This is a genomic window from Dermacoccus sp. BD5 (assembly GCF_044878485.1).
GTDB lineage: Bacteria > Actinomycetota > Actinomycetes > Actinomycetales > Dermatophilaceae > Dermacoccus > Dermacoccus nishinomiyaensis.
In genome coordinates, this window is record NZ_JANJER010000014.1 from 13106 (window position 1) to 33436 (window position 20331).

Below are 20331 nucleotides of genomic sequence, written 5' to 3' on the forward strand. Positions count from 1 at the left end.
GTGAGAGGCGGTGTGTCCAGCACCCTGAGTCTAGGCGGCGCCACCGACAACGCCCCATTCCCGCTCACGTCGTGCGCAGCGGCAGGTGGATCCAGCCCTCTTGACGGGCCGCGTCACGGTGCGCACTCGAGACCTGCACGCCGCGCAGATCCGCGTCGCGCGCGACGAGCGCGCAGATGAACGCGTCGAGGACGTGATCCGAGGCGATCAACGCACTGCGATGCTCGTCGATGTTTGCGCACGACGACATGATGTCCGGAACTCCTGCGCACAGCGCCGCGACGATCTCCGCGCGCTGGGCCTCGCTCCCCGCACCCTTGTACTTCCGATACGAGGGCGCGTTCCACAGGGCCAGGGCCGCTGCGGGATACACCTCGACGAGCGCCCCCGAACCGTCGCGTGGGGACGAGGAGGTGACGCTGAGGCGCGAGCGCAACCCCGCGAAGCGGAACGCCACGTGGGCGATGCGATCGGCCGAGACACTGAGCGGCCTGACGGCCGGCCGCGCCGGATCAGCGCTCGAGCCGTGGCGCTTCGTCACCTCGATGACGTCGAGATCCGTGGCCCGATAGACCAAGCGCTGGCGTTCGTCCGGCGTCGCGTAGGACGCTTCCCGCACCTCGGACCCTCCCGGTTCCCCACTACCCTGATCACCCACGAGTTCGACGAACTCCTGAGGCCAGCCGAACGGGCAGTCGACGCCGATCTTGGCGTCACTGCGATCGAGCAGGCTGATGAGCATCGCGTCTTCGACGCACTCACGACCCTCGCCCCAGACGTCGACGATCGTCGCGCGGTCCCCCTCCCAAGCCAGCTCCACCGCAGCGGTGTTGACCGGGGCGGCAGCCAGATCGACACCGATGCTGATGCCGTGGGCCGGTCGCTGAACCTCGGGCTCGCCCGCCGCCCTGCGACCCGTCACGCGAACGTGCGGCCCGTCAGTGCTTCGTAGGCCTCGATGTACTTGGCGCGCGTGGCGGCGACGATGTCGTCGGGCAACGCCGGCGGCTGCTCGCCCGACGACTTGTCCCAACCAGAGGCCGGGGACATCAGCCAGTCGCGCACGAACTGCTTGTCGTACGAATCCTGTGCGCGCCCCGGCTGCCACGACGCGGCCGGCCAGAAGCGCGACGAGTCGGGCGTCAGCAGCTCGTCGGCGAGCACGAGCGTGCCCTCGGCGCGCACGCCGAACTCGACCTTCGTGTCGGCGATGAGGATGCCCCGCTCGGCGGCGATCTCGTTGCCACGCGCGAGGATTCGCACGGTGAGGTCACGGATCTCATCCGCGCGCTCCCGCCCGACGAGCACGACGGCCTCGTCGAACGTCATCGGCTCGTCGTGATCCCCGATCTCGGCCTTCGACGTCGGCGTGAAGATCGGCGTCTCGAGCTTCGAGGCATCGACCAAGCCGTCCGGCAGGGCCACCCCACACACCGCCCCCGTCTCGCGGTACTCGGCGAGCCCGCCACCCGTCAGGTACGCGCGGGCGATGGCTTCGAGCGGCACCATGTCGAGCCGTTCGACGAGCACCGCACGGCCCGCGACGGCGTCGGGCACGTCCGTCGAGACGACGTGGTTGGGCACGAGGTCTGCCATCTGCTCGAACCACCACAGCGACAGCTGCGTCAGCACCTTGCCCTTGTCGGGGATCGGTGTCGAGAGGATGAAGTCGAACGCCGAGATGCGGTCGCTCGCGACGAGCAGCACCTGGTCGTCGCGAGCCTCGCCGTCCGCGTCGAGCGGCGCGTACAGGTCGCGCACCTTGCCGGAGTAGACGTGCGCGTACCCAGGAAGTTCGAGTGTCTCGCTCATGCCTGCTCTCCTTCGACGGTGATCTCACCCTTGAGTGCCTTGAGTGCGATGTCGGTGCGGTGATGACCGCCGGGCAACGTGATGCGCTCGACGCCCGCGTACGCCACCTCACGGGCGGCGGCGAGATCCGCACCCCGTCCGACGACCGACAGCACGCGCCCACCGGACGAGACGATTCCGCCGTCGCTGCCGAGCTTCGTCCCCGCATGCAGGACGTACGCACCGTCACCCGCCGCGGTGCCGTCGCCGTTCACCTCGTCGAGGCCGTCGATGCGCGCACCCGTCACCGGCTTTGCGGGGTAACCCTCGCTCGCGACGACGACGGTGACGGCGGCGTCATCGCTCCATTCGAGCGGCCCGAAGTCAGCGAGCTCACCCAGTGCGGCAGCGCGCAGCAGACCGCCGAGCGGCGTCCGCAGACGCGCGAGGACGACCTGCGTCTCCGGGTCGCCGAAGCGCGCGTTGAACTCGACGACCTTCGGGCCCTTCGACGTCAGCGCCAGCCCGACGTACAGCACGCCCGCGAACGGCGTGCCGCGGCGCGCCATCTCGTCGATCGTCGGCTGCGCGACTCGCTTCACGACATCGTCGACGAGCCCCGCCGGCGCCCAGTCGAGCGGCGAGTACGCGCCCATGCCACCGGTGTTCGGGCCCGCATCGTCATCATGGGCGCGCTTGAAATCCTGCGCCGGCTCGAGCGGAACGACCGTCTCACCGTCGCTGATGCAGAACAGCGACACCTCGGGGCCGTCGAGAAATTCTTCGATGACGAGGCTCGACCCGGCGTCGAGACAGGCCCGGGCGTGCGCGAGCGCCTCGTGGCGGTCGTTCGTCACGACGACACCCTTGCCGGCCGCGAGCCCGTCGTCCTTGACGACGTACGGGGCTCCGGTCGCATCGAGGGCCGCGGCGACCTGCGTCATGTTCGTGCACGCGTGCGCGCCGGCGGTCGGGACGCCGGCGGCCGCCATGACGTCCTTCGCGAACGCTTTCGACCCCTCGAGTCGGGCGGCTTCGGCGGACGGGCCGAACGTGTCGATTCCGGCTGCGCGCACCGCGTCCGCCACCCCGGCGACGAGCGGCGCCTCGGGCCCGATGACGACGAGGTCGGCTCCGATCTCCTGCGCGAGTTCGGCGACGGCGTGACCGTCGAGGATGTCGACGTCACGCACCTGGGCGTCGGCGGCCATGCCTGGATTTCCGGGGGCGGCGACGATGACGTCGACCTGCGGATCCGCTGCGAGCCCCTTGACGATGGCGTGCTCGCGCGCGCCCGTTCCGACGACCAAAGCCTTCATGGCTGCAACCCTACCGGCGAGGAGGCGGCGCGCGCGGCCCCGGGAACCCAGGGGGAGGAAATGCTCCCGGGGCGGCGCGCACCTGGCGCGAAGTGGGTCGAACCATCGGGGGGAGGTGGTGACACGCTCCTTCGCGCACCGGACGGGCCGGCACGACCCACTATGGCACGACCACGGGCACCCGTTCGCTCACGGTTTGGCAGAATTGCGTCATTGGCGAACATTCGCCAAGAGCGTCACTTCTTCCTCCCTCGTCGACAGGCGGCCGTCATGCCCCATGAGTCATCCACCGATGTACCTTCGGGGGCACCCGGCACACCCGCCGGCGCTCTCGGCGCGCCTGCCGGCACCCCCGGCACGATCGGCGGCGGCACGCCCGCCGACGCGATCGCCGACCTCGCCGCGATGATGCCCGAGGGCGCTGCGACGACGAACGCGCTCGCCGACCTCATCGGCGAGGACCGTCCGACCGAGCTCTACCTCCACCTGCTCATGCACGGCGCGTGCGACGAGGACGATCTCGCCGCAGCCGGATTCGCCGTTGACGCTACCGCCGTCGCCCTGCGCATCCTCACCGCGCGTGCCATGGTCGAGCGGGATTCGTCGGGGTGGCGGGTCACGCCTCCGGAGCAGGCGCTGCCCACCCTCGCGGGGCAGCTCGAGTCACGCGCGACGAGTATCCGCGCCGCGTTGCCGGGCCTCGTCGCCGCCCACCGCAACGCCGCGAAGGTCACGGGCGCGAACCGACTGTTCGAAGGCACCGACGCGCTCGACGGCGAGCGCGAGGTCGCTTTCGCGTTCGCCCAGTGCGTCGCGAACGCTCGTCATGAGGTGCGAGCCATGCGCACGCGATCCATCGCGACGCGCTCGCCCATCCTCGACGCGCTGCCCGGTTCACGCGACGGGCGCGTCGGCGCCTCGCAACGTCTCGTGACGGTCGACACCGTCATCGACTCGAGCCTGGTCGCCGACTTCGACGCCGACGACTTCGCCTCGCTGCAACCCACGCCGAACGTCCGCGTCACCCTTGCGACGGGCGTTCCGTTCACCGCCGCTGTCAACGACGACGGGATGGCGGTCATCGAGACCGTCAGCGGTGGCGGTGTGGCGGGGCTCGTCGTGCACGACGCCGGACTCGTCGCGGCGGTGTCGTCGACGATCGACCTCATGCTGCGCCTCGCCGCTCCCCTCGCCGCGACCCATCCGCGTGCGTCGACGCAGTCCATGGCGCGCCAACGCACGGACGGTGCGCAGGCTGCCACGACGGATGCGTTGAGCGACCAGGAGCGCCTCATCCTGACGCTGCTCGCCGCAGGAGTGCCCGACGCCACCGTGGCGCGTCGCGTCGGCGTCAGCCAGCGCACGTTCGATCGGCGCGTCCGCAGCGTCATGGATCGCCTCAACGCCCAGACACGGTTTCAGGCCGGGGTGCTGGCCGCCCGACGCGGCTGGTTGTGAGCCCTGTCGCGACATGCACCCCGACGCGCCGAACGGGCCGACGAACGCTCTAAGGTAGAGGGTCATCCGCGCGCGGCGCGGTGAGCCAGCACGGCGAGGGGAAGCACTGCGTGAGCACGGTTGAGGGACGTCCGGCCGGCCAGGTCGACGAACTGCCCGACGAGGTCACCCGCGAGATCGCGATCGAACAGGCGCACGTCGAGCGCGTCTACGCCGAACTGGCGAAGGCGGGCGAGCGCGTCGGCATCGTCGAATCCGAAGGCCTCGCGCGCGGGCGCGCGAGCCGTTCCGGCGACATGCGCGACGAGGAGAAGGCCGGCCTGTTCGAGCGCGACGCGCTCATGTTCTCCGCCGGCAAGCGACGCGCGACACTCGAGCAGCAGTTCGAGGGCCTCGTCTTCGGGCGCCTCGACCTCGACCACGCGATGACGGCGGGTGCGGGCGCGACCGACGCGACGGGCACCGAGGCGGCCGGCGGGTTCGTCTCCACCGGCTCGGGTGACGACCTCGAGGTGCGCTACATCGGTCGCCTGGGCGTGCGTGACGACGAGTACGAACCACTCGTCATCGACTGGCGCGCGCCGGCGGCATCACCGTTCTACCGCGCGACGCCCGTCGCCCCGGAGAAGGTCGTGCGCCGCCGCGTGCTGCGCTGCCGTGACGCTCGCGTCCTCGGCGTCGAGGACGACCTCATGACGGTGGAGGCGCCGGAGGGCATGACGGTCGTCGGTGACGGCGCGCTCATGGCCGCCCTGACGCGCTCGCGCGGGGCGCGGATGCGCGACATCGTGGCGACGATCCAGCGCCACCAGGACGAGGCGATCCGCGCCGACGCGCGCGGCGTCACCCTCATCACGGGTGGGCCGGGCACGGGCAAGACCGTCGTCGCGCTGCACCGCGCGGCCTACCTGCTCTACTCGGATCGGCGCCGATTCGAGTCGGGCGGCATCCTCGTCGTCGGCCCGTCGGCCGCCTACACCGCTTACATCGAGCGCGTCCTGCCGTCGCTCGGCGAGGATTCGGTGGCGCTGCGCGCGCTCGGCGACCTCGTCGGCGGGCTGACGGCGACGCGCCTCGACGCGCCGGCTGCGGCCGCCGTCAAGGGTGGGCTGCGCATCCGAAAGGTGCTCTCGCGCGCCGCGAAGGACGTCGCGCCCGACGCGGCGACGAGCCTGCGCACGATGGTCGCGGGCCTCGCCGTCCACCTCGATGAGCGCGAGCTGCGCCGCATCCGCGCGAGCCTGCTCAGCCACCACCAGCACAACAAGCTCGCCGGCAACCCCGCCGACGTCGTCGAGGCCCTCGCGGCCGCGGCGTGGCTGCAGGTGCGCGAGCACACGAACCTGGAGCGCACCGAGTTCGTCGACCGCTTCGAGGATTCGCGCGACGTCGAGGCGTTCGTCGCCGACTGGTGGCGCCCGATCGACCCGCGTCACGTGCTGCTGTGGCTCGGTGACGCCGACCGGCTCGCGCGCTATGCACGCGGCGTGCTGAGCATTGGTGAGCAGGCGGAACTCGTCGCGTCGATCGCCGTCGCGGTCGAGCGCGGCGAGTGGTCCGTGGCCGACGTTGCGCTCGTCGACGACCTGCTCGCCCGCCTCGCCGAGGTGCCCGAGGCCGCCCGCGAGGAGCGTGGTTTCTACGAGATCGAGGAGTTCGACAACCTCACCGACTACGGCGTCCACGAGGTCGAGGTGACCGGATCGCGCCGTCAGGGCGGCGAGGTCGGCTTCGAGGTAACGCCCGCCGACGCCCGCGAGCGGCTGCTCGCCGGGCGCCTCACGCGCGCCGAGGAATACAGTCACGTCCTCGTCGACGAGGCGCAGGACCTGTCGCCGATGCAGTGGCGCGCCGTCGGTCGGCGCGGAAAGTTCGCGTCGTGGACCGTCGTCGGCGACCTCGCGCAGGCGTCGTGGCCCGACCTCGACGAAGCCGCCGAGGCACGCGAGGAGGCCTTCGGGACGAAGAAGCGTCAGAGCTTCCACATGACGACGAACTACCGCAACGCGCGCGAGATCTTCGACTTCGCGGCCGACCTCATCCGACGCTACGTGCCCGACGCCGACATCCCCGACGCCGTGCGCGAGACCGGCATTCACCCCGTCTCGATCGACGTGAGCCGCGACGACGTCATCGCCCGCGCCCGCGAAGCCGTCACCGACCTGCTCGAGCAGGTCGACGGCAGCGTCGCCGTCATCGCGCCCGCGGCGTGGCGGCAGGCGCTGGCTGAGCTCGACGGCGCAGCGGGCCGCGTCGTCGTCATCGACCCGATGTCGACGAAGGGCCTCGAGTACGACGCGACGCTCGTCGTCGACCCCGATGAGATCACCGCCGAGTCACCTGGCGGCGCGCGCGTTCTCTATGTTGTGCTGACTCGTGCCGCGCACCGCATGACGGTGCTCGACGTGCGCTGACGCGAGACATGAGTGACGACGGAGCGAGGACGACATGACCCACACCCCTGACGCCGCGCTGCCGGCGAGTGACGGCCCCGACGGCGGCGCGAACGCGAGCCCGACCGCGGGCGACGGCGGTCTGCACGGCTCGGTCGCGGGCACGTCCGACGCGGTGCTCGGCGCGTACCGACGCAGCATCGACAACATCGACGCGGCGATCATCCACATGCTCGCCGAACGCTTCCGCATCACGCAGGCCGTCGGCGAGTACAAGGCGACGCACGAGCTGCCGCCCGCCGACCCGTCGCGCGAGGAGCGTCAGGTCGCCCGCTTGCGCGGCCTCGCCGCCGAATCGGGCCTCGACCCCGAGTTCAGCGAGAAGTTCCTGCGCTTCGTCATCGACGAGGTCATCCACCACCACCTGCAGGCGGCGTCCGACGCGTCCTGACGTCGGCGGTTCGCGTGTGCGTCAGCCGAACAACGCCACCGTCTGACGACTGATGGCGACGAGGGCGCCGCTCGCGGGGTCGTAGATGCGCGCCCCCGAGTGGGCGTAGCCGTCGTGGGCGGCGTCCGTCGTGACGTCGTACCACCACGTCGTCGCCGGGTCGGACGAGACGGGCGCGGTGAACTCGAGCGTCCACGTCATCGTCGACATCGGGGCCGGCGAGTGCAGCATCTGCCCCGCTGCCGGCGGCCACGCGTCGATGAGCGTGACGAGGTGCGCGACGCCGAAGTCGTCGGTCAGCTCGCGGAATCGCATGTAGCCGGTGAGGTCACCGTCAGTAGCTGCGGAGAACGGCAGCACCCCGCTGGCCGGGCGCAGGTCGACGCGTGCGATGAACTCGGGCGTGAACGGCTCGATGTACGGAATGGCCTCGAGCATCTCGAACGCCGGGCGCGTGCCTGCGTCGAAGGTCGGATCGAGCGCCACCTTCGAGTCGCGTTGCGCACCGAACGTCAGCAGGGCGATGGCGCGGACGGTGCTCTCGCCGGAATCGTCCGGCTGCACGAGGCGCGCCTCGACCTGTGTCGCCGACTTGCCCTGCCGCAGCACCTCGACGCGCACCTCGGCCGGGCCGGCGGAGGCCGGTGCGACGAAGTTGACGGTGAGCGAACGCAGCGACGTCGGATCCGCGGCCAGCTCACCGAGCACGCGGGCGACGAGGACGCCTGCGACGACGCCACCGAACGTCGCCCGACCCTGCCCCCAGCCCGCCGGAATCGTGACGGCGTGCTGCCGCGCGGCGGCGGCGAGCAGGACGTCGATGTCGTGCCGGTTCTGTTCGCCCGGCGTGTTCGAGGTGGTGGTGTCGCTCATGACGCCATCGTAGGAGTCGATTGGCCTTGTGTGGGCTGAGTCATACCGGCGAGTAATCCAGGGGGTGGCGGGGCGTGGCCGGGCCCTTCCCACCCACGGCGCGCGCCTGCATCGGCCGGCGTCGAGCAGGGTGGCCACCAGGCCGACGTGGTGCGCTGCGGTCAGGTCAGTCGTTCGCCATGCGCCACCCTGCGGCGATGGCCTCGGCCGCGGAGCAGAACATGCGCTCCCCCTTGCTCGGCGTGATGACGGTCTTGTCGTACGTCGCCGAACCGGGCGCGTGCGCGATCTTGGCGCCCTTCGAGTTGATGTTGCCCTTGATCGCGCACGCTCCGCCGGTCGAGCCGGCACCGGCCGGCGACGATGGAGCGGCTGGCGCGACGGGCGTCGAGGGTGCCGGCGCAGCTGACGTCGACGCAGCAGCGCTCGAGCCTGCGTCATCCTGGTGAAAACCGTTGCACGGCGGGCCCCACGTGCCGCGGTGGGCGTTCTTCGCCTGGTTCTGTGCCGCGAGATATTCGAGGCGATGCTCGTACGGCCCGTCGTAGGTCTCCTCACGCCCGTAGCCGCCCTCGATCTGCGCGAGCGCGACGTTCGTCGTCCCGCCGACGAAGACGTGACGCAGCAGGCGGCCGTACTTGTCGCGATCGCCCTGCGACGAGTCCGCCGCGAGCTGCACCTGCTTGCTCTGCACGAGCGACTGCATGTGACTGCTCGCCTCCTTGCCGAAGCACTGCACGGGCGTGTTCGGCTTGCGCGTCTCGGGGGTGTCGAGGCCGATGATGCGGATCTTCTCGCGCTTTCCGTCGATACGGACGGCGATGGTGTCGCCGTCGATGACGCCGACGACGTCGTACACCGCTCCCGAACCCGTCCCGGCGCCCTGCCCGCGCGTGTCGCCGCCCTTCGCGGAACTCGACGCGGCGTCGGACGCCGGTTTCGTCGATGTCGAGCCACTGTCGGCAGGCCTGGGCCCTGACGCTGACGCGCGCGACGAGCCCGACGCCGAGGGCGCCGGCTGCGTGCCGTTCGACGAGGACGCCGTGGGCGACGCGCTCGTCGCCGAGTGCGATGCGTCCGACGAGGTGCCGCAGGCCGCGGTGCCCGCGAGGAGCGCAGCCGCGCCCAGGCTCGTCACGGCTCCGCGGATCGTCGTCATCGTCGTCACGCGCGTCAGCGTAGACGTCGGCACCGACAACGCGGCCCGATCGGGGCGGAGACGCCCGTCACTGCGGCGTTCGCTGACCCGATCACCGACCCCGCCCGGCTCGACGAATGTGGCCGAGAATCGCCGATGTGGACGGGGGTCGGCCGTCAGGGGGTGACGAGTTCGCGCAGGCGCTGCGGGCCGACGGCGAGCAGCAGCGTCGGAAGACGCGGGCCGGTCTCCTTGTCGATGAGCAGTGTGTAGAGCAGCTTGAAGAACTCGCGCTGGCTCGCGCCGAGGGCTGCGGCCGTCTCCGGGTCGGCCTTGCGGTCGGGTCGGAAGTCGGCACCCTTGCCGATCTGCACCTTCGGCACACCGTAGACCTGCGTCGTCAGCCCGTCGAGCGACCACGCGTCCTCGATGCGCGGCAGCCCCTGCTCGCCCGGTACGTCGAGGCCGTCGAGCAGGATGCGCAGGGCGGTCTTCTGCTCGTCGCTGGCGGCTGCGAGGGCGTCGGCGTTCTTCGTCTCCCGCACGACCGTGCGTTCGTCGTCGGGCATGTAGCGCGCGACCCAGTTCTCGACGTTCGTCAGGCGCGGGCGCAGCGCGTCGAGGCTCGACGGGGGGTTCGCCGGGTCGAGCGTGCCGACAATGCGCAGCGTCTGCGTCTCGTCACCCGTCGTGATGTCGCTGATGCTCGCGAGGGTGCGGTAGGCGACCGGGTACTCGGTCGCGGGCAGCACCTTCTCAGCCGTCGTCGACGCGCGCACGTAGGCGGCGACGTCGCCCGGCTGGCCCTTGTCGGCGGCGACCTTCGCGACGAGCGCGTCCCACTCGTCGTACATGCGCTGCACGTCGGAGTCGAACGCGACGGTGAAGCTCTGGTTCGGCTTCTTGCGCGCGTAAAGCCAGCGCAGCAGGGCCGGTTCCATGATGCCGAGCGCGTCCTTCGGGGTCGGCACGCCACCCTTGCTCGAGCTCATCTTCGCCATGCCCTTGATGCCGACGAACGCGTACATCGGGCCGAGCGGGCGCTCCCACCCGAAGATCGGAGCGACGTCCTTGCCGACGACGAAGCTCGAACCGGGGCTCTGGTGATCGACGCCCGACGGCTCGAAGACGACCTTCTCGACCGACCAGCGCATCGGCCAGTCGATCTTCCACACGAGCTTGCCGTTGCGGTGCTCACGCAGGTCGACGGTCTCGGTGTGCCCGCAGCGGCACGTGTACGTGAGGTCGTGCGTGGCGTCGTCATAGGCGGTGACGGTGGTGAAGTCGGTGCCGCACGCCGAGCAGTACGGCTTGTACGGGTAGTAACCGGACGCGCTGCCGCCGTCGTCCTCGGCTGCTGCCCCGGAACCGGCCTCCGCCTCGGCGGCTGCCGCCTGCTCCTCCTCGGACAACACGGGCGCCTTCTTGCCGCCCTTGACGGGCTTGCCGCTGCCGGCGGCGTCGCCGTCAGGCTTCGGCAGGGTGCGGTAGCGCGCGAGGATGGCGTCGAGTTCGTCGCGCTTGCTCATCGCGAAGAGGATCTGATCCGTGTAGGCGCCCGCGCCGTACTGTTCGCTCTGGCTGATGCCTCGGTAGACGACTCCGAGCGCGGCGAGGCCCTCCTCGAACTGGGCGCGGAAGTGCTCGGCCCAGCTGCTCGCCGAACTGCCCTTCGGCGCGGGCACGCGCGTCAGCGGCATGCCGATGTACTGCTCGTACGAGGCGTCGACGCCCTCGACGTTCGGCACCTTGCGGTAGCGGTCGAAGTCGTCCCAGCTGATGATGTGCTCACACTCGATGCCGCGGCGACGGATCTCGTCGGCGACGAGGTGCGGCGTCATGACCTCGCGCAGGTTGCCCAGGTGCACCGGGCCCGAGGGGCTGATGCCGGAGGCGACAACGACCTTCGTGCCACGCTTCTCGGCTTCGGCGATCGTCTCGTCGGCAAGTCGCGAAACCCAGTCGGCGTCAGGAGGCAGCACAGTCGTCATGGCGCCATTTTAGGGGCGTGCACGCCGTGCTCGGAACCACGGACCGCGGCCGTCACGCCGCCGCGAATCGCGTGGGGTCGAATAGGTCGACGGCGTGCGGCGTGTGGCCACCGAGCGCGAGATCGGCGAGGATCTCGCCCACCACGGGGACGAACTTGAAGCCGTGCCCCGAGAAGCCGCACGCGACGACGACGTTGTCGTACGCGGGGTGCATGCCGATGACGAAGTGCTCGTCTGGTGTCGTCGAGTACATGCAGGCCTTGGCGTCCGACGCGGGCGAATGCGCCAGCGCCGGCAGGGTGAGCGCGAGGCGCTCGCGCATCCGTTCGTCCTCCCACGCCTCGACATCACGCGCGATCGTCTCGGGATCACACTCGGCCCCCATTCGGAAGAACGCCACCTTGGCGCCTCCATCCGGCCCGTCGATGGCCGGAAAGCCGTAGATCTGGGCCGCATCGGCCCGCTCGTGGATGTAGATCGGCCCCGCGGCGAAACTCGCGTACGCAGCACCGGTGGGGAACCAATGCATCACCTGTCGCTCGATCGTGATCGGCACCTCGAGTTCCTCGAGCAGACGGGGCGCCCAGGCGCCAGGGCACACGACGAGACGATCCCCGCGCAGCTCACCCTCCGATGTCCGCACCGTCACGCCCGAGGGATTGCTCGACCAGTCGAGCACCCGAACGCCGAAGCGTAGATCGGCACCCGCGGCGAAGGCACGGGCGAGGTGAGCACGCACGGTGTTCTCGGGCCGGGCGAAGCCCGCGGCGGCCTCGAAGAGCCCGACCTCGTGGTCGGCCGGGGTGAAGTGCGGAAAACGCCGGCGGATCTCGGCCGCATCGAGGACCTCATGGGGCAGGTCCCACTGCTGGGAGGCAAGCAGGCTGCCGGAGAACGTGAGCGAGTCGGGATCGCCTGCGTAAAGGCCGCCGGTGAGCGTCCGGACGGGCTCATCGGCCGAGGCCTCGAGGTCGTCCCACAGCTCGTAGGCGCGCAGGAGCAGCGGAACGTAGGCGGGATCCTCGAAGTAGGACTGCCGGATGATGCGCGAGCCGCCATGGCTCGAGCCCATGGCATGGGCGGGTTCGAACCGCTCGAGGCCGATGACCTGCGCACCGCGGCGCGCGAGATGTGCCGCGGCAGCCGACCCCATGCCGCCCAGACCGATGACGATGACCGTCTCCATGCCTATTCCTCTCAACCGAGTTGCCCCGACGCGTACGTCGCGGTCACGTGCCGCCAGCATGCCACTGTGGAACCGCCTGCAGGGTAAGCAGATGCCTAAGCAACCAAGACGTAACGTCGGGCCGGTTGACGTCACCTCCGCGTTACATCGATGACACGGCAGCCGACCTCAGGCACGTCAGTGTGGGAAGCAACCGAGTTGCTGAAACAGCATCACCGTGATGCTCTGCGCGAAAGGCACACCGATGGCCACTCCACCTGACACCATCTCCACCACCCTCCCGGGGTCCACCGCGATGCGTCGACGCGTCATCGCCGGCTCCTTCGTCGGCAATTTCGTCGAGTGGTTCGACTACGCGGTCTACGGCTACTTCGCACATGAGATATCGGGGGCCTTCTTCCCGAACGACACTCCTCGAACGGCCCTCGTGAAGACGTTCGCGCTGTTCGCGCTGTCGTTTCTCTGCCGCCCCATCGGAGGTGTCGTCTGGGGCCACATCGGCGACCGCATCGGGCGACGCTCGGCACTCGCCGCGTCGATCCTGCTCATGTCGGGCGCCTCCTTTCTCATCGCGCTCCTGCCCACGTATCACGCCGTCGGCATCCTCGCGCCCGTCCTCCTGCTCGTGCTGCGCCTCGTCCAGGGTTTCTCCGCTGCCGGCGAGTACGCCGGAGCGAGCGCATACCTGACGGAGTACGCCCCCGCATCACGGCGCGGCCTCACCGGTGCCGTGGTACCCGCTTCGACCGCGTCCGGCCTGCTCGTGGGGTCGCTCATCGCCGCGGGGATGAGCGCGTGGATGCCGGCGTCGGACCTCGCCTCCTGGGGATGGCGGCTGCCGTTCGCCCTGGCGCTGCCTCTCGGCCTCGTCGGATTGACGATCCGCCGTCGCCTCGACGACAGCCCCGAGTTCCTCGCTGCCCGTGAGAACACGCCGGCCTCCGAGGCCGCGCCGATCGCCCTCGTCCTGCGCGAGCGCCGCGCCCTCGTCGTCACTTTTGCCGCGGCCCTGCTCAACGCCGTTGGGTTCTACGTCGTCCTGTCCTACCTGCCCACCTACCTCAGCACCGAGCTCGACCTCGATCAGACTCTTTCGTTCGTCGCCGCCACGATCGCGCTCGGCTGCTACATCGCCCTCGTCCTCGGCGCCGGGGCACTGTCGGATCGCTACGGCCGCAAGCCGCTCATGTACGCAGCCAGCACCCTGTTCATCGTCGGCTCCGTCCCTGCCTTCGTCGCCCTCGGATCGGGCAGCTTCGCCGTCATCGTGCTCGTGCAGATCCTGCTCGGCGGGGTGCTCGCACTCAACGACGGAGTACTGCCCTCCTTCCTCGCCGAGCAGTTCACCACCCGAACGCGCTTCACCGGTTTCGCCCTGACGTTCAACCTCGCGAACGCGCTTTTCGGCGGCACCGCACCGATGATCGCGACGTGGCTCGTCGGCCGCACGCACTGGACCATCGCACCGGCCGTCTACCTCGTCGCGGTCGCCGTGGTCACGCTGGTCGCCGTCGCCTTTGCCCGGGAGACCGCCGGCAAGCCCCTCGCCCGCGATTGACACCCGCCCTCGCACGAACCCGATCTCACCTCTGACCCACCTGGAAGGAACCAACCATGACCACGAACACGACCTCCGGATCGCCCACGACTCCCCCGGTCGACGCCACAGCCCACGCCCTGGAGACGTTTCGCTCCGATCGCCTGCGCACGGTGCACAACGGCACCAAGGTCCCGCTGACGTTCTCCGCCGGCGAGTTCGAACGTCGGCTCGCGGGGCTGCGATCGACGATGACACAGCTTGGTGTGGACGCCGTCGTCCTCACCTCGATGCAGGCGATCAAGTACTACTCCGACTTCCTCTACACCTCGTTCGGTCGTGGTTACGCTCTGGTCGTCACGCACGAGACGAGCACGACCGTCTCGGCCGGGATCGATGCCGGGATGCCATGGCGACGCAGCCACGGGGATAACGTCGTCTACACCGACTGGGAACGCACCAACCCCGAACACGCCGTCGCCACCCTCCTGGAGACCGCACACGTCGCGCGCGGCGTCCTCGGATTCGAGTACGACCACCTCACGCTCCATCGCCGAGATCAGTTCGCTGCCGCTCTGCCCGGGGCGCGCATGATCGACATCGGCCAGGCAGTCATGCGTCAGCGGATGATCAAGTCCGCCGAGGAGATCGCCCTCATCACCGAGGCTGCCCGCATCGCGGATCTCGGAGCGGCTGCGATCCGCGACGCGCTCGACGGCATGCCCGCCGGAGGTTCGAGCGAGTACGAGATCGCCCTGGCCGGCACCGAGGAGATGGTGCGTCGCATCGCGTCGTCCTTCCCGGACAGTGAGTTGCGGGACACGTGGGTGTGGTTCCAGTCGGGCCTCAACACCGACGGCGCCCACAACTGGCCCACGACCCGGCGCGTGCAGCCCGGCGACCTGCTCAGCCTCAACTGCTTCCCCATGGTTTCCGGGTACTACGTCGCCCTCGAACGGACGATGTTCTACGGCGAGCCTGACGACGCGACCCTGGCGCTGTGGGAATCGCTCGTGACGGTGCACGAACGCGGCCTGGAGCTCATCCGCCCCGGCGCACGATGCCGCGACATCGCCGACGAGCTGAACGGGTTGATGGCCGAACTCGGCATCCTGCCGCTGCGCACCTTCGGCTACGGCCACTCGTTCGGGGTGCTCTCCCACTACTACGGGCGCGAAGCGGGCCTCGAACTGCGCGAGGACATCGACACGGTGCTCGAACCGGGCATGGTCGTGAGCATGGAACCGATGATCACGGTGCTCGACGGCAACCCCGGTGCCGGCGGCTATCGTGAGCACGACATCCTCGTCATCACCGCAGACGGGGCGACCAACATCACCGGCTACCCCTACGGGCCCGCCCACAACATCGTGCCCGCGCGTCACTGACACGTGCGCCACTGCGACGTGGGGGCCGGTGAGGTGCGCGGACGGCCGGCCCCCACGCCATCACGCCGAGGAGGACCATGACGACCGAGAGCTCGGGCTTTCCCGCCCTGCGCAACGGGCTGGACGTGCTGCGCGCCTTCGATGCCGGCCACGACCGGCTCGGCGTCGTCGAGCTCGCCGAACGTACTGGCCTGCACAAGAGCACGGTCTCGCGCCTGCTCGTCGCCCTCGAGGACGAGGGCCTCGTGGAGCGGGACGAGCAGAGCCGCAAGTACTCCCTCGGGCTCGGCCTCGTCCTGCTCGCCGGGCCGCTGCTCGGATCGCTCGACGTTGGGCACGCCGCCCGTCGCCCCCTGCGCCATCTACGAGACGTCACGGGCGAGTCAGCCGCGCTCGTACGATGGACGGGCCAGGAGGCCGTCGTCATCGAACAGGTGGCGAGCCGGCACGACATCGCACACGTCACGCCGGTCGGTGCGCGCTACGCGACGGCATTGAGCGCATGCGTGCAGGTGTTCCTCGCGGACCAGCCGCCGACGCGCGTCGACGCGCGGATCACTGCGGGCACCATCGACCTGCCCGGGGCGGACGACGGGGCGCTCGAGGGGCTCCACGCCCTGCTCGAGGAGGGTCATGACACGGGCGTCTTCATCAACGATCGGCGAACGTCTGCCGACGTCATCGGCCTCGCAGCGCCGGTGCACGACCATCGCGGAGATCTCGCCGCCGCCGTCCTGCTCGCGGCGCCCGCCCATCGAGTCGGCGCGGACGGCATCGGCCTGCTCGCTCGCGCCACCCGCGAAGCTGCCGAGCAGACGTCACGAGCGCTGGGGTACGTCGCCTCTCCTCGCCCGGACGGGTCCGTGCACCTGCCCCCGCATGAGGGCGGGTAACTCATGGGTAGGCGGGTAAGGACCCGGCTATCTGTGAGTTACTCACCATCTTGGGGCCGGCTGCTCGTGCACCGACACGGACGCCGGGCTCGTCAGAGCTTCGCGAGCCACTTCTCGTGGGAACCGTCGAACGGTGCGACGCCGTCACGCACCATCGTCATGACGGTGTCGGCAGCCTCACGCGCCGCCGTCACGAGTCGCGGCGGGTAGCTCATCTCGCGGGCGTGCCGCTCGAACTCGTCCTCGTCGTCGATGCCGAGGTCACCGTTCGTGCGCTTGACGACGTCGAGGTCGAGGTCGAGCGTGAACGCCTCACCCTGGTTGACGGTCGTCGGCGTCGTGATGTCGACGTAGACGTCGATGTCATGGTCCTTGCCGCCCGGAGCGGTGTTGAAGGTGGCCACCCACCAGGCGTCGTCGGGAACGAGGACGACGAAGTCGCCGTGCGCTGCGAACTCGAGCCCGGGTCGTGCCACACGGGTGCCACCCGTCACCCCAAGCCACAGCCCCTGTGCGTCACGGCCGAGCACGACGGCGTCGAACCCCCAGTGCTCGTCACCGTTGTACTTGCCGAACTGCAGTCGGATCGCTTCCCTCGCCACACACCCAGCCTACCGGCGGCCCGCCGGCGCCAGGACGCACACGAACGCGCCGCAGGGGTCGACTCGTCAGCGAGTCGGCCCCTGCGGCGAGAGATGGGAGAGTCAGTCGTTCAACAGATCGTGGCGGACGATGACCTCGTCACGACCCGGGCCGACGCCGATGACGCTGACGCGCGCGCCGATCTGCTTCTCGACGAACTCGATGTAGCGCTGCGCGTTCTCGGGCAGGTCCTCGAACGTGCGGCAACCGGTGATGTCGGCGTTCCAACCCGGCAGCATCTCGTAGATCGGCTTCGCGTGGTGGAAGTCGGTCTGGTTCTCCGGCATCTCCTCGACGCGCTCGCCGTCGATGTCGTACGCGACGCAGACGGGGATCTCGTCGAAGGAGTCGAGGTTGTCGAGCTTCGTGACGACGAAGTCGGTGACGCCGTTGACGCGTGTCGCATAGCGCCCGATGACGGTGTCGAGCCAGCCGATGCGGCGCGGGCGCCCCGTCGTCGTGCCGAACTCGCCGCCGATCTCGCGCAGGCGGTCGCCGACCTCGTCGTGCAGCTCCGTCGGGAACGGGCCCTCGCCGACGCGCGTCGTGAACGCCTTGAGGATGGCGATGACGCGGTCGACGCGCGTCGGCGGGATGCCCGCACCGGTGCAGGCGCCCGCCGAGATCGCGTTCGAACTCGTCACGTACGGGTAGGTGCCGTGGTCGACGTCGAGCAGCGTCGCCTGACCGGCCTCGCACAGCACGACCTCGTCGGCGTCGAGCGCCTTGCTCAGCAGCAGCGACGTGTCCTTCACCATCGGGCGCAGCCGCTCGACGTACTGCAGCAGATCCTCGACGACCTCGTCGACCTCGATCGCGCGACGGTTGTACGTCTTCACCAGCAGCTGGTTCTTCGTCTCGAGCGCCGCCTCGACCTTCTGTCGCAGGATCGACTCGTCGAAAAGGTCCTGCACACGGATGCCGATGCGGTTCATCTTGTCGGCGTACGTCGGGCCGATGCCGCGCCCGGTCGTGCCGATCTTGCGGTTGCCGAGGAAGCGCTCGGAGACCTGGTCGATCACCTTGTTGTAGCGCGGGATGAGGTGCGCGTTCGAGGAGATGACGAGCTTGCTCGTGTCGAGACCACGCGCCTCGAGGGCGTCGATCTCCTCGAACAGCACGCCGAGGTCGACGACGACACCGTTCGCGATGACGGGCGTGACACCCGGCGTCAGGATGCCCGACGGCAACAGGTGCAGCGCGTACTTCTCACCGTCGATGACGACCGTGTGCCCGGCGTTGTTGCCGCCGTTGAACTTCACGACGTAGTCGATTCGGCTTCCGAGAAGGTCGGTGGCCTTGCCCTTGCCTTCGTCGCCCCACTGGGCGCCGACGAGAACGATTGCCGGCATCGGTATCAACTGCCTTTGCGTAGCTGGTGGGCTGACGCCGCTCCCCCGCCACGCTCGACCCCCGGCGCGCGGCGGCCTCGAGCGACGAACCGGGCGTCAACTCTTACCGCCCAAGGTTACCCGCTGGCACGCATCCGTCGCGGTCGTCGTCAGCAGGCGAGCCGATGCGTCGCCCGCCGAGCACCACCGGACGCCCCTCATCGAGTGCCTGGTCAGCCCTCGAAGCCGGTGAGGCCACGTTCGGTGAGCTTCACCGCGAGCTGGAAGCGCGTCTCGACGCCGCACTCCTCCATGAGCGCCGCGACGCGGCGTCGCACCGTCCGCAGGCTGACGCCGAGCGCCCGCGCGATCGCCTCGTCCTTCAACCCGGCCTGCATGAGCTCGACGAGACGCTCCGACGTCGGTTCCGCGCCGTCGTCGACGCCGGAGGCCGCCGCCCACATCCGGTCGAACAACTCGACGAACGCGCGCACGACGACGGCGTCGCGCAGCACGACGTACCGCCCACCCTCGCCGCCCCAATCGGTGTTGGCGATGACGGCATCCGTTCCGTAGCAGACGAACTCGTTCGGGATGTGCGTCGCGAGGCGCTGCTCCTCGCCCAGGTTCGCCCACTCGACGACGTCGAGGCTGCGCGTGCTCGCGGCGTCGAACTCGTGCAGGCCACGCAGCAGGCGCCCGTCGGCGACGAGGCGCGCGAGCACCGGCTGCTCCCCGGCGCTGACGGCGAGTGCGTCGGTGTGCGTGAACCGGATCGGGCCCGAGGTCGATGCCGCCAGGTGGTCCATGACGTCACCGAGCCCGTCGATCTCGACGTACTCGCGACCCGCCTCGGCGGTGTCGGCCTGCTCCTGGCCTGCACGATGGTCGCCGGCGAAACCATCGATGGCGTCGCGCAGGCGGGCGAGGTCGCGACGTCGCTCGGCGTGGCGCGCCTCCTCGGCCGACAGGACGCGTTCGAGCCCGGCGCGCGGATGATCGGCGGAAGGGCGGCCGTCCTCGGTGATGCGCACGAGACGCAGCGCGCGCAACTGTTCAGCCGCTGCCTCGACGTCACCGACGGGCGTGTTGAGCCGCGAGGCGTACACACCGAACGGTCGCGCCTGGTCACGCAGCACCTGGCGGTAGAGCTGTTCGGCGAGGTCGTCGATGCCGAGGACGGCGAGAGGATTCACGCCGTCAGGCTAACGCGCCGTGGCCGCCAGATGACATGCGACGGGGGTGTGGCCCCTCCCGGCCACACCCCCGTCGCGCCCGCCCTGTTCCAGGCGGCGGACGACGCCCGACTCCCCGTTCGCTCATCCCCCAGAGATACCGGGCGCCGACAGCCGCGCCCCGAGAGGCACGACGATTCGACGCACCGGGTGCGAGCGCTCCCTGATCGGGCATCGTCACATCTGAGACGCGGCGATCAGGAGATCGGTTCCCTCACGCCGACATCATTTTCGGACGCGGCGCTCGAGCGCGTCTCAGACGCCCAACTCACGCGCCGCGGTGGCCGAGGAGTCGCGCAGGAAGTCGGCGCAGCGTCGCTGCTCGTCGACCTCACCGATCTCGCCGGCGGCCTTGCTCAGCGCGGCGAGTGCGCGCAGGAAACCGCGGTTCGGCTCGTGCTCCCACGGAACGGGCCCCTGGCCCTTCCACCCGGCGCGGCGCAGGGAATCGAGGCCGCGGTGGTAGCCGGTGCGCGCGTAGGCGTACGCCTCGACGGTCTCGCCGTCACCCAGCGCGTCCTCGGCGAGCGTCGCCCACACGAGCGAACTCGCCGGGTACATGCGGGCCACGTCGCGGGCGTGGACGCCGAGGTCGAGCTTCTCGGCTGCGGGGTCGACGTCGAGCTTGGTCTCCGGAATGGCAAGAAGGTTGTCCATGCCGCCATTGAAGCATCGACACCCGACAACCCCGCCGCGACGGGCTGG

At 70.0% G+C, this 20331-nt stretch carries 17 protein-coding genes; 6 read left to right on the forward strand and 11 right to left on the reverse strand.

Going from position 1 to position 20331, the window contains the following annotated elements:
• Positions 1-64: 64 nt before the first annotated feature.
• From NQ706_RS10815 to purD, 3 genes are read right to left on the reverse strand one after another with little or no spacing between them, the layout of a single operon-like run.
• Positions 65-922 carry a DUF429 domain-containing protein gene (locus tag NQ706_RS10815; protein WP_051806161.1) on the reverse strand — a complete coding sequence of 286 codons (858 nt, stop codon included), beginning with the start codon at positions 920-922 and terminating at the stop codon, positions 65-67.
• Positions 919-1812 (reverse strand): phosphoribosylaminoimidazolesuccinocarboxamide synthase, encoded by an 894-nt coding sequence (locus NQ706_RS10820; protein WP_038569406.1) that lies wholly within the window; start codon positions 1810-1812, stop codon positions 919-921. The genes NQ706_RS10815 and NQ706_RS10820 overlap by 4 nt, the downstream gene beginning before the upstream one ends.
• A complete protein-coding gene (purD, locus tag NQ706_RS10825) occupies positions 1809-3110 on the reverse strand; it encodes a phosphoribosylamine--glycine ligase (RefSeq protein ID WP_038569408.1) in 1302 nt (433 codons plus the stop codon). The genes NQ706_RS10820 and purD overlap by 4 nt, the downstream gene beginning before the upstream one ends.
• A 270-nt stretch (positions 3111-3380) precedes the next feature.
• On the opposite strand from purD, the gene NQ706_RS10830 reads away from it, so the two are divergent.
• The 3 genes from NQ706_RS10830 to NQ706_RS10840 all read left to right on the forward strand — a co-directional run bounded on the left by NQ706_RS10830 (position 3381) and on the right by NQ706_RS10840 (position 7412).
• Entirely contained in the window at positions 3381-4568 is a 1188-nt protein-coding gene (locus NQ706_RS10830) for a LuxR C-terminal-related transcriptional regulator (RefSeq protein WP_038569410.1), read from the forward strand.
• A 110-nt stretch (positions 4569-4678) separates the two neighbouring features.
• Positions 4679-6982 (forward strand): AAA family ATPase, encoded by a 2304-nt coding sequence (locus NQ706_RS10835; RefSeq protein WP_081873834.1) that lies wholly within the window; start codon positions 4679-4681, stop codon positions 6980-6982.
• A 34-nt stretch (positions 6983-7016) separates the two neighbouring features.
• The gene (locus NQ706_RS10840) at positions 7017-7412 is read left to right on the forward strand and encodes a chorismate mutase (protein WP_081873741.1); all 396 of its coding nucleotides are present in this window, start codon (positions 7017-7019) and stop codon (positions 7410-7412) included.
• Between the two features lie 21 nt (positions 7413-7433).
• Here the strand turns inward: NQ706_RS10840 and NQ706_RS10845 are convergent, their stop codons facing one another.
• The 4 genes from NQ706_RS10845 to solA all read right to left on the reverse strand — a co-directional run bounded on the left by NQ706_RS10845 (position 7434) and on the right by solA (position 12600).
• Entirely contained in the window at positions 7434-8285 is an 852-nt protein-coding gene (locus tag NQ706_RS10845; RefSeq protein ID WP_006943642.1) for an acyl-CoA thioesterase II, read from the reverse strand.
• A 166-nt stretch (positions 8286-8451) separates the two neighbouring features.
• On the reverse strand, positions 8452-9444 hold the full coding sequence (locus NQ706_RS10850; protein ID WP_081873835.1) for a thermonuclease family protein: 993 nt from the start codon (positions 9442-9444) through the stop codon (positions 8452-8454).
• Positions 9445-9599: 155 nt separating this feature from the next.
• Positions 9600-11414, reverse strand: coding sequence for a lysine--tRNA ligase (gene lysS / locus NQ706_RS10855; protein ID WP_038569412.1), 1815 nt, complete (start codon positions 11412-11414; stop codon positions 9600-9602).
• Positions 11415-11466: 52 nt separating this feature from the next.
• The gene (gene solA, locus NQ706_RS10860; protein ID WP_006943656.1) at positions 11467-12600 is read right to left on the reverse strand and encodes an N-methyl-L-tryptophan oxidase; all 1134 of its coding nucleotides are present in this window, start codon (positions 12598-12600) and stop codon (positions 11467-11469) included.
• Positions 12601-12844: 244 nt separating this feature from the next.
• On the opposite strand from solA, the gene NQ706_RS10865 reads away from it, so the two are divergent.
• The 3 genes from NQ706_RS10865 to NQ706_RS10875 all read left to right on the forward strand — a co-directional run bounded on the left by NQ706_RS10865 (position 12845) and on the right by NQ706_RS10875 (position 16418).
• Positions 12845-14158 (forward strand): MFS transporter, encoded by a 1314-nt coding sequence (locus NQ706_RS10865; protein ID WP_006943636.1) that lies wholly within the window; start codon positions 12845-12847, stop codon positions 14156-14158.
• Positions 14159-14214: 56 nt separating this feature from the next.
• A complete protein-coding gene (locus tag NQ706_RS10870; protein WP_235181946.1) occupies positions 14215-15525 on the forward strand; it encodes an aminopeptidase P family protein in 1311 nt (436 codons plus the stop codon).
• 77 nt (positions 15526-15602) lie between these two features.
• Positions 15603-16418 (forward strand): IclR family transcriptional regulator, encoded by an 816-nt coding sequence (locus NQ706_RS10875; protein WP_006943622.1) that lies wholly within the window; start codon positions 15603-15605, stop codon positions 16416-16418.
• Between the two features lie 92 nt (positions 16419-16510).
• Here the strand turns inward: NQ706_RS10875 and NQ706_RS10880 are convergent, their stop codons facing one another.
• From NQ706_RS10880 to NQ706_RS10895, 4 genes are all read right to left on the reverse strand, one after another.
• Positions 16511-17020 (reverse strand): DUF402 domain-containing protein, encoded by a 510-nt coding sequence (locus NQ706_RS10880; RefSeq protein WP_006943696.1) that lies wholly within the window; start codon positions 17018-17020, stop codon positions 16511-16513.
• 102 nt (positions 17021-17122) lie between these two features.
• Entirely contained in the window at positions 17123-18412 is a 1290-nt protein-coding gene (locus tag NQ706_RS10885) for an adenylosuccinate synthase (protein ID WP_038569416.1), read from the reverse strand.
• 212 nt (positions 18413-18624) lie between these two features.
• A complete protein-coding gene (locus NQ706_RS10890; protein WP_404360913.1) occupies positions 18625-19587 on the reverse strand; it encodes a hypothetical protein in 963 nt (320 codons plus the stop codon).
• A 294-nt stretch (positions 19588-19881) separates the two neighbouring features.
• Positions 19882-20283, reverse strand: a complete 402-nt coding sequence (locus NQ706_RS10895; RefSeq protein ID WP_038569418.1) for a DUF3151 domain-containing protein — start codon at positions 20281-20283, stop codon at positions 19882-19884.
• Positions 20284-20331: the final 48 nt, after the last annotated feature.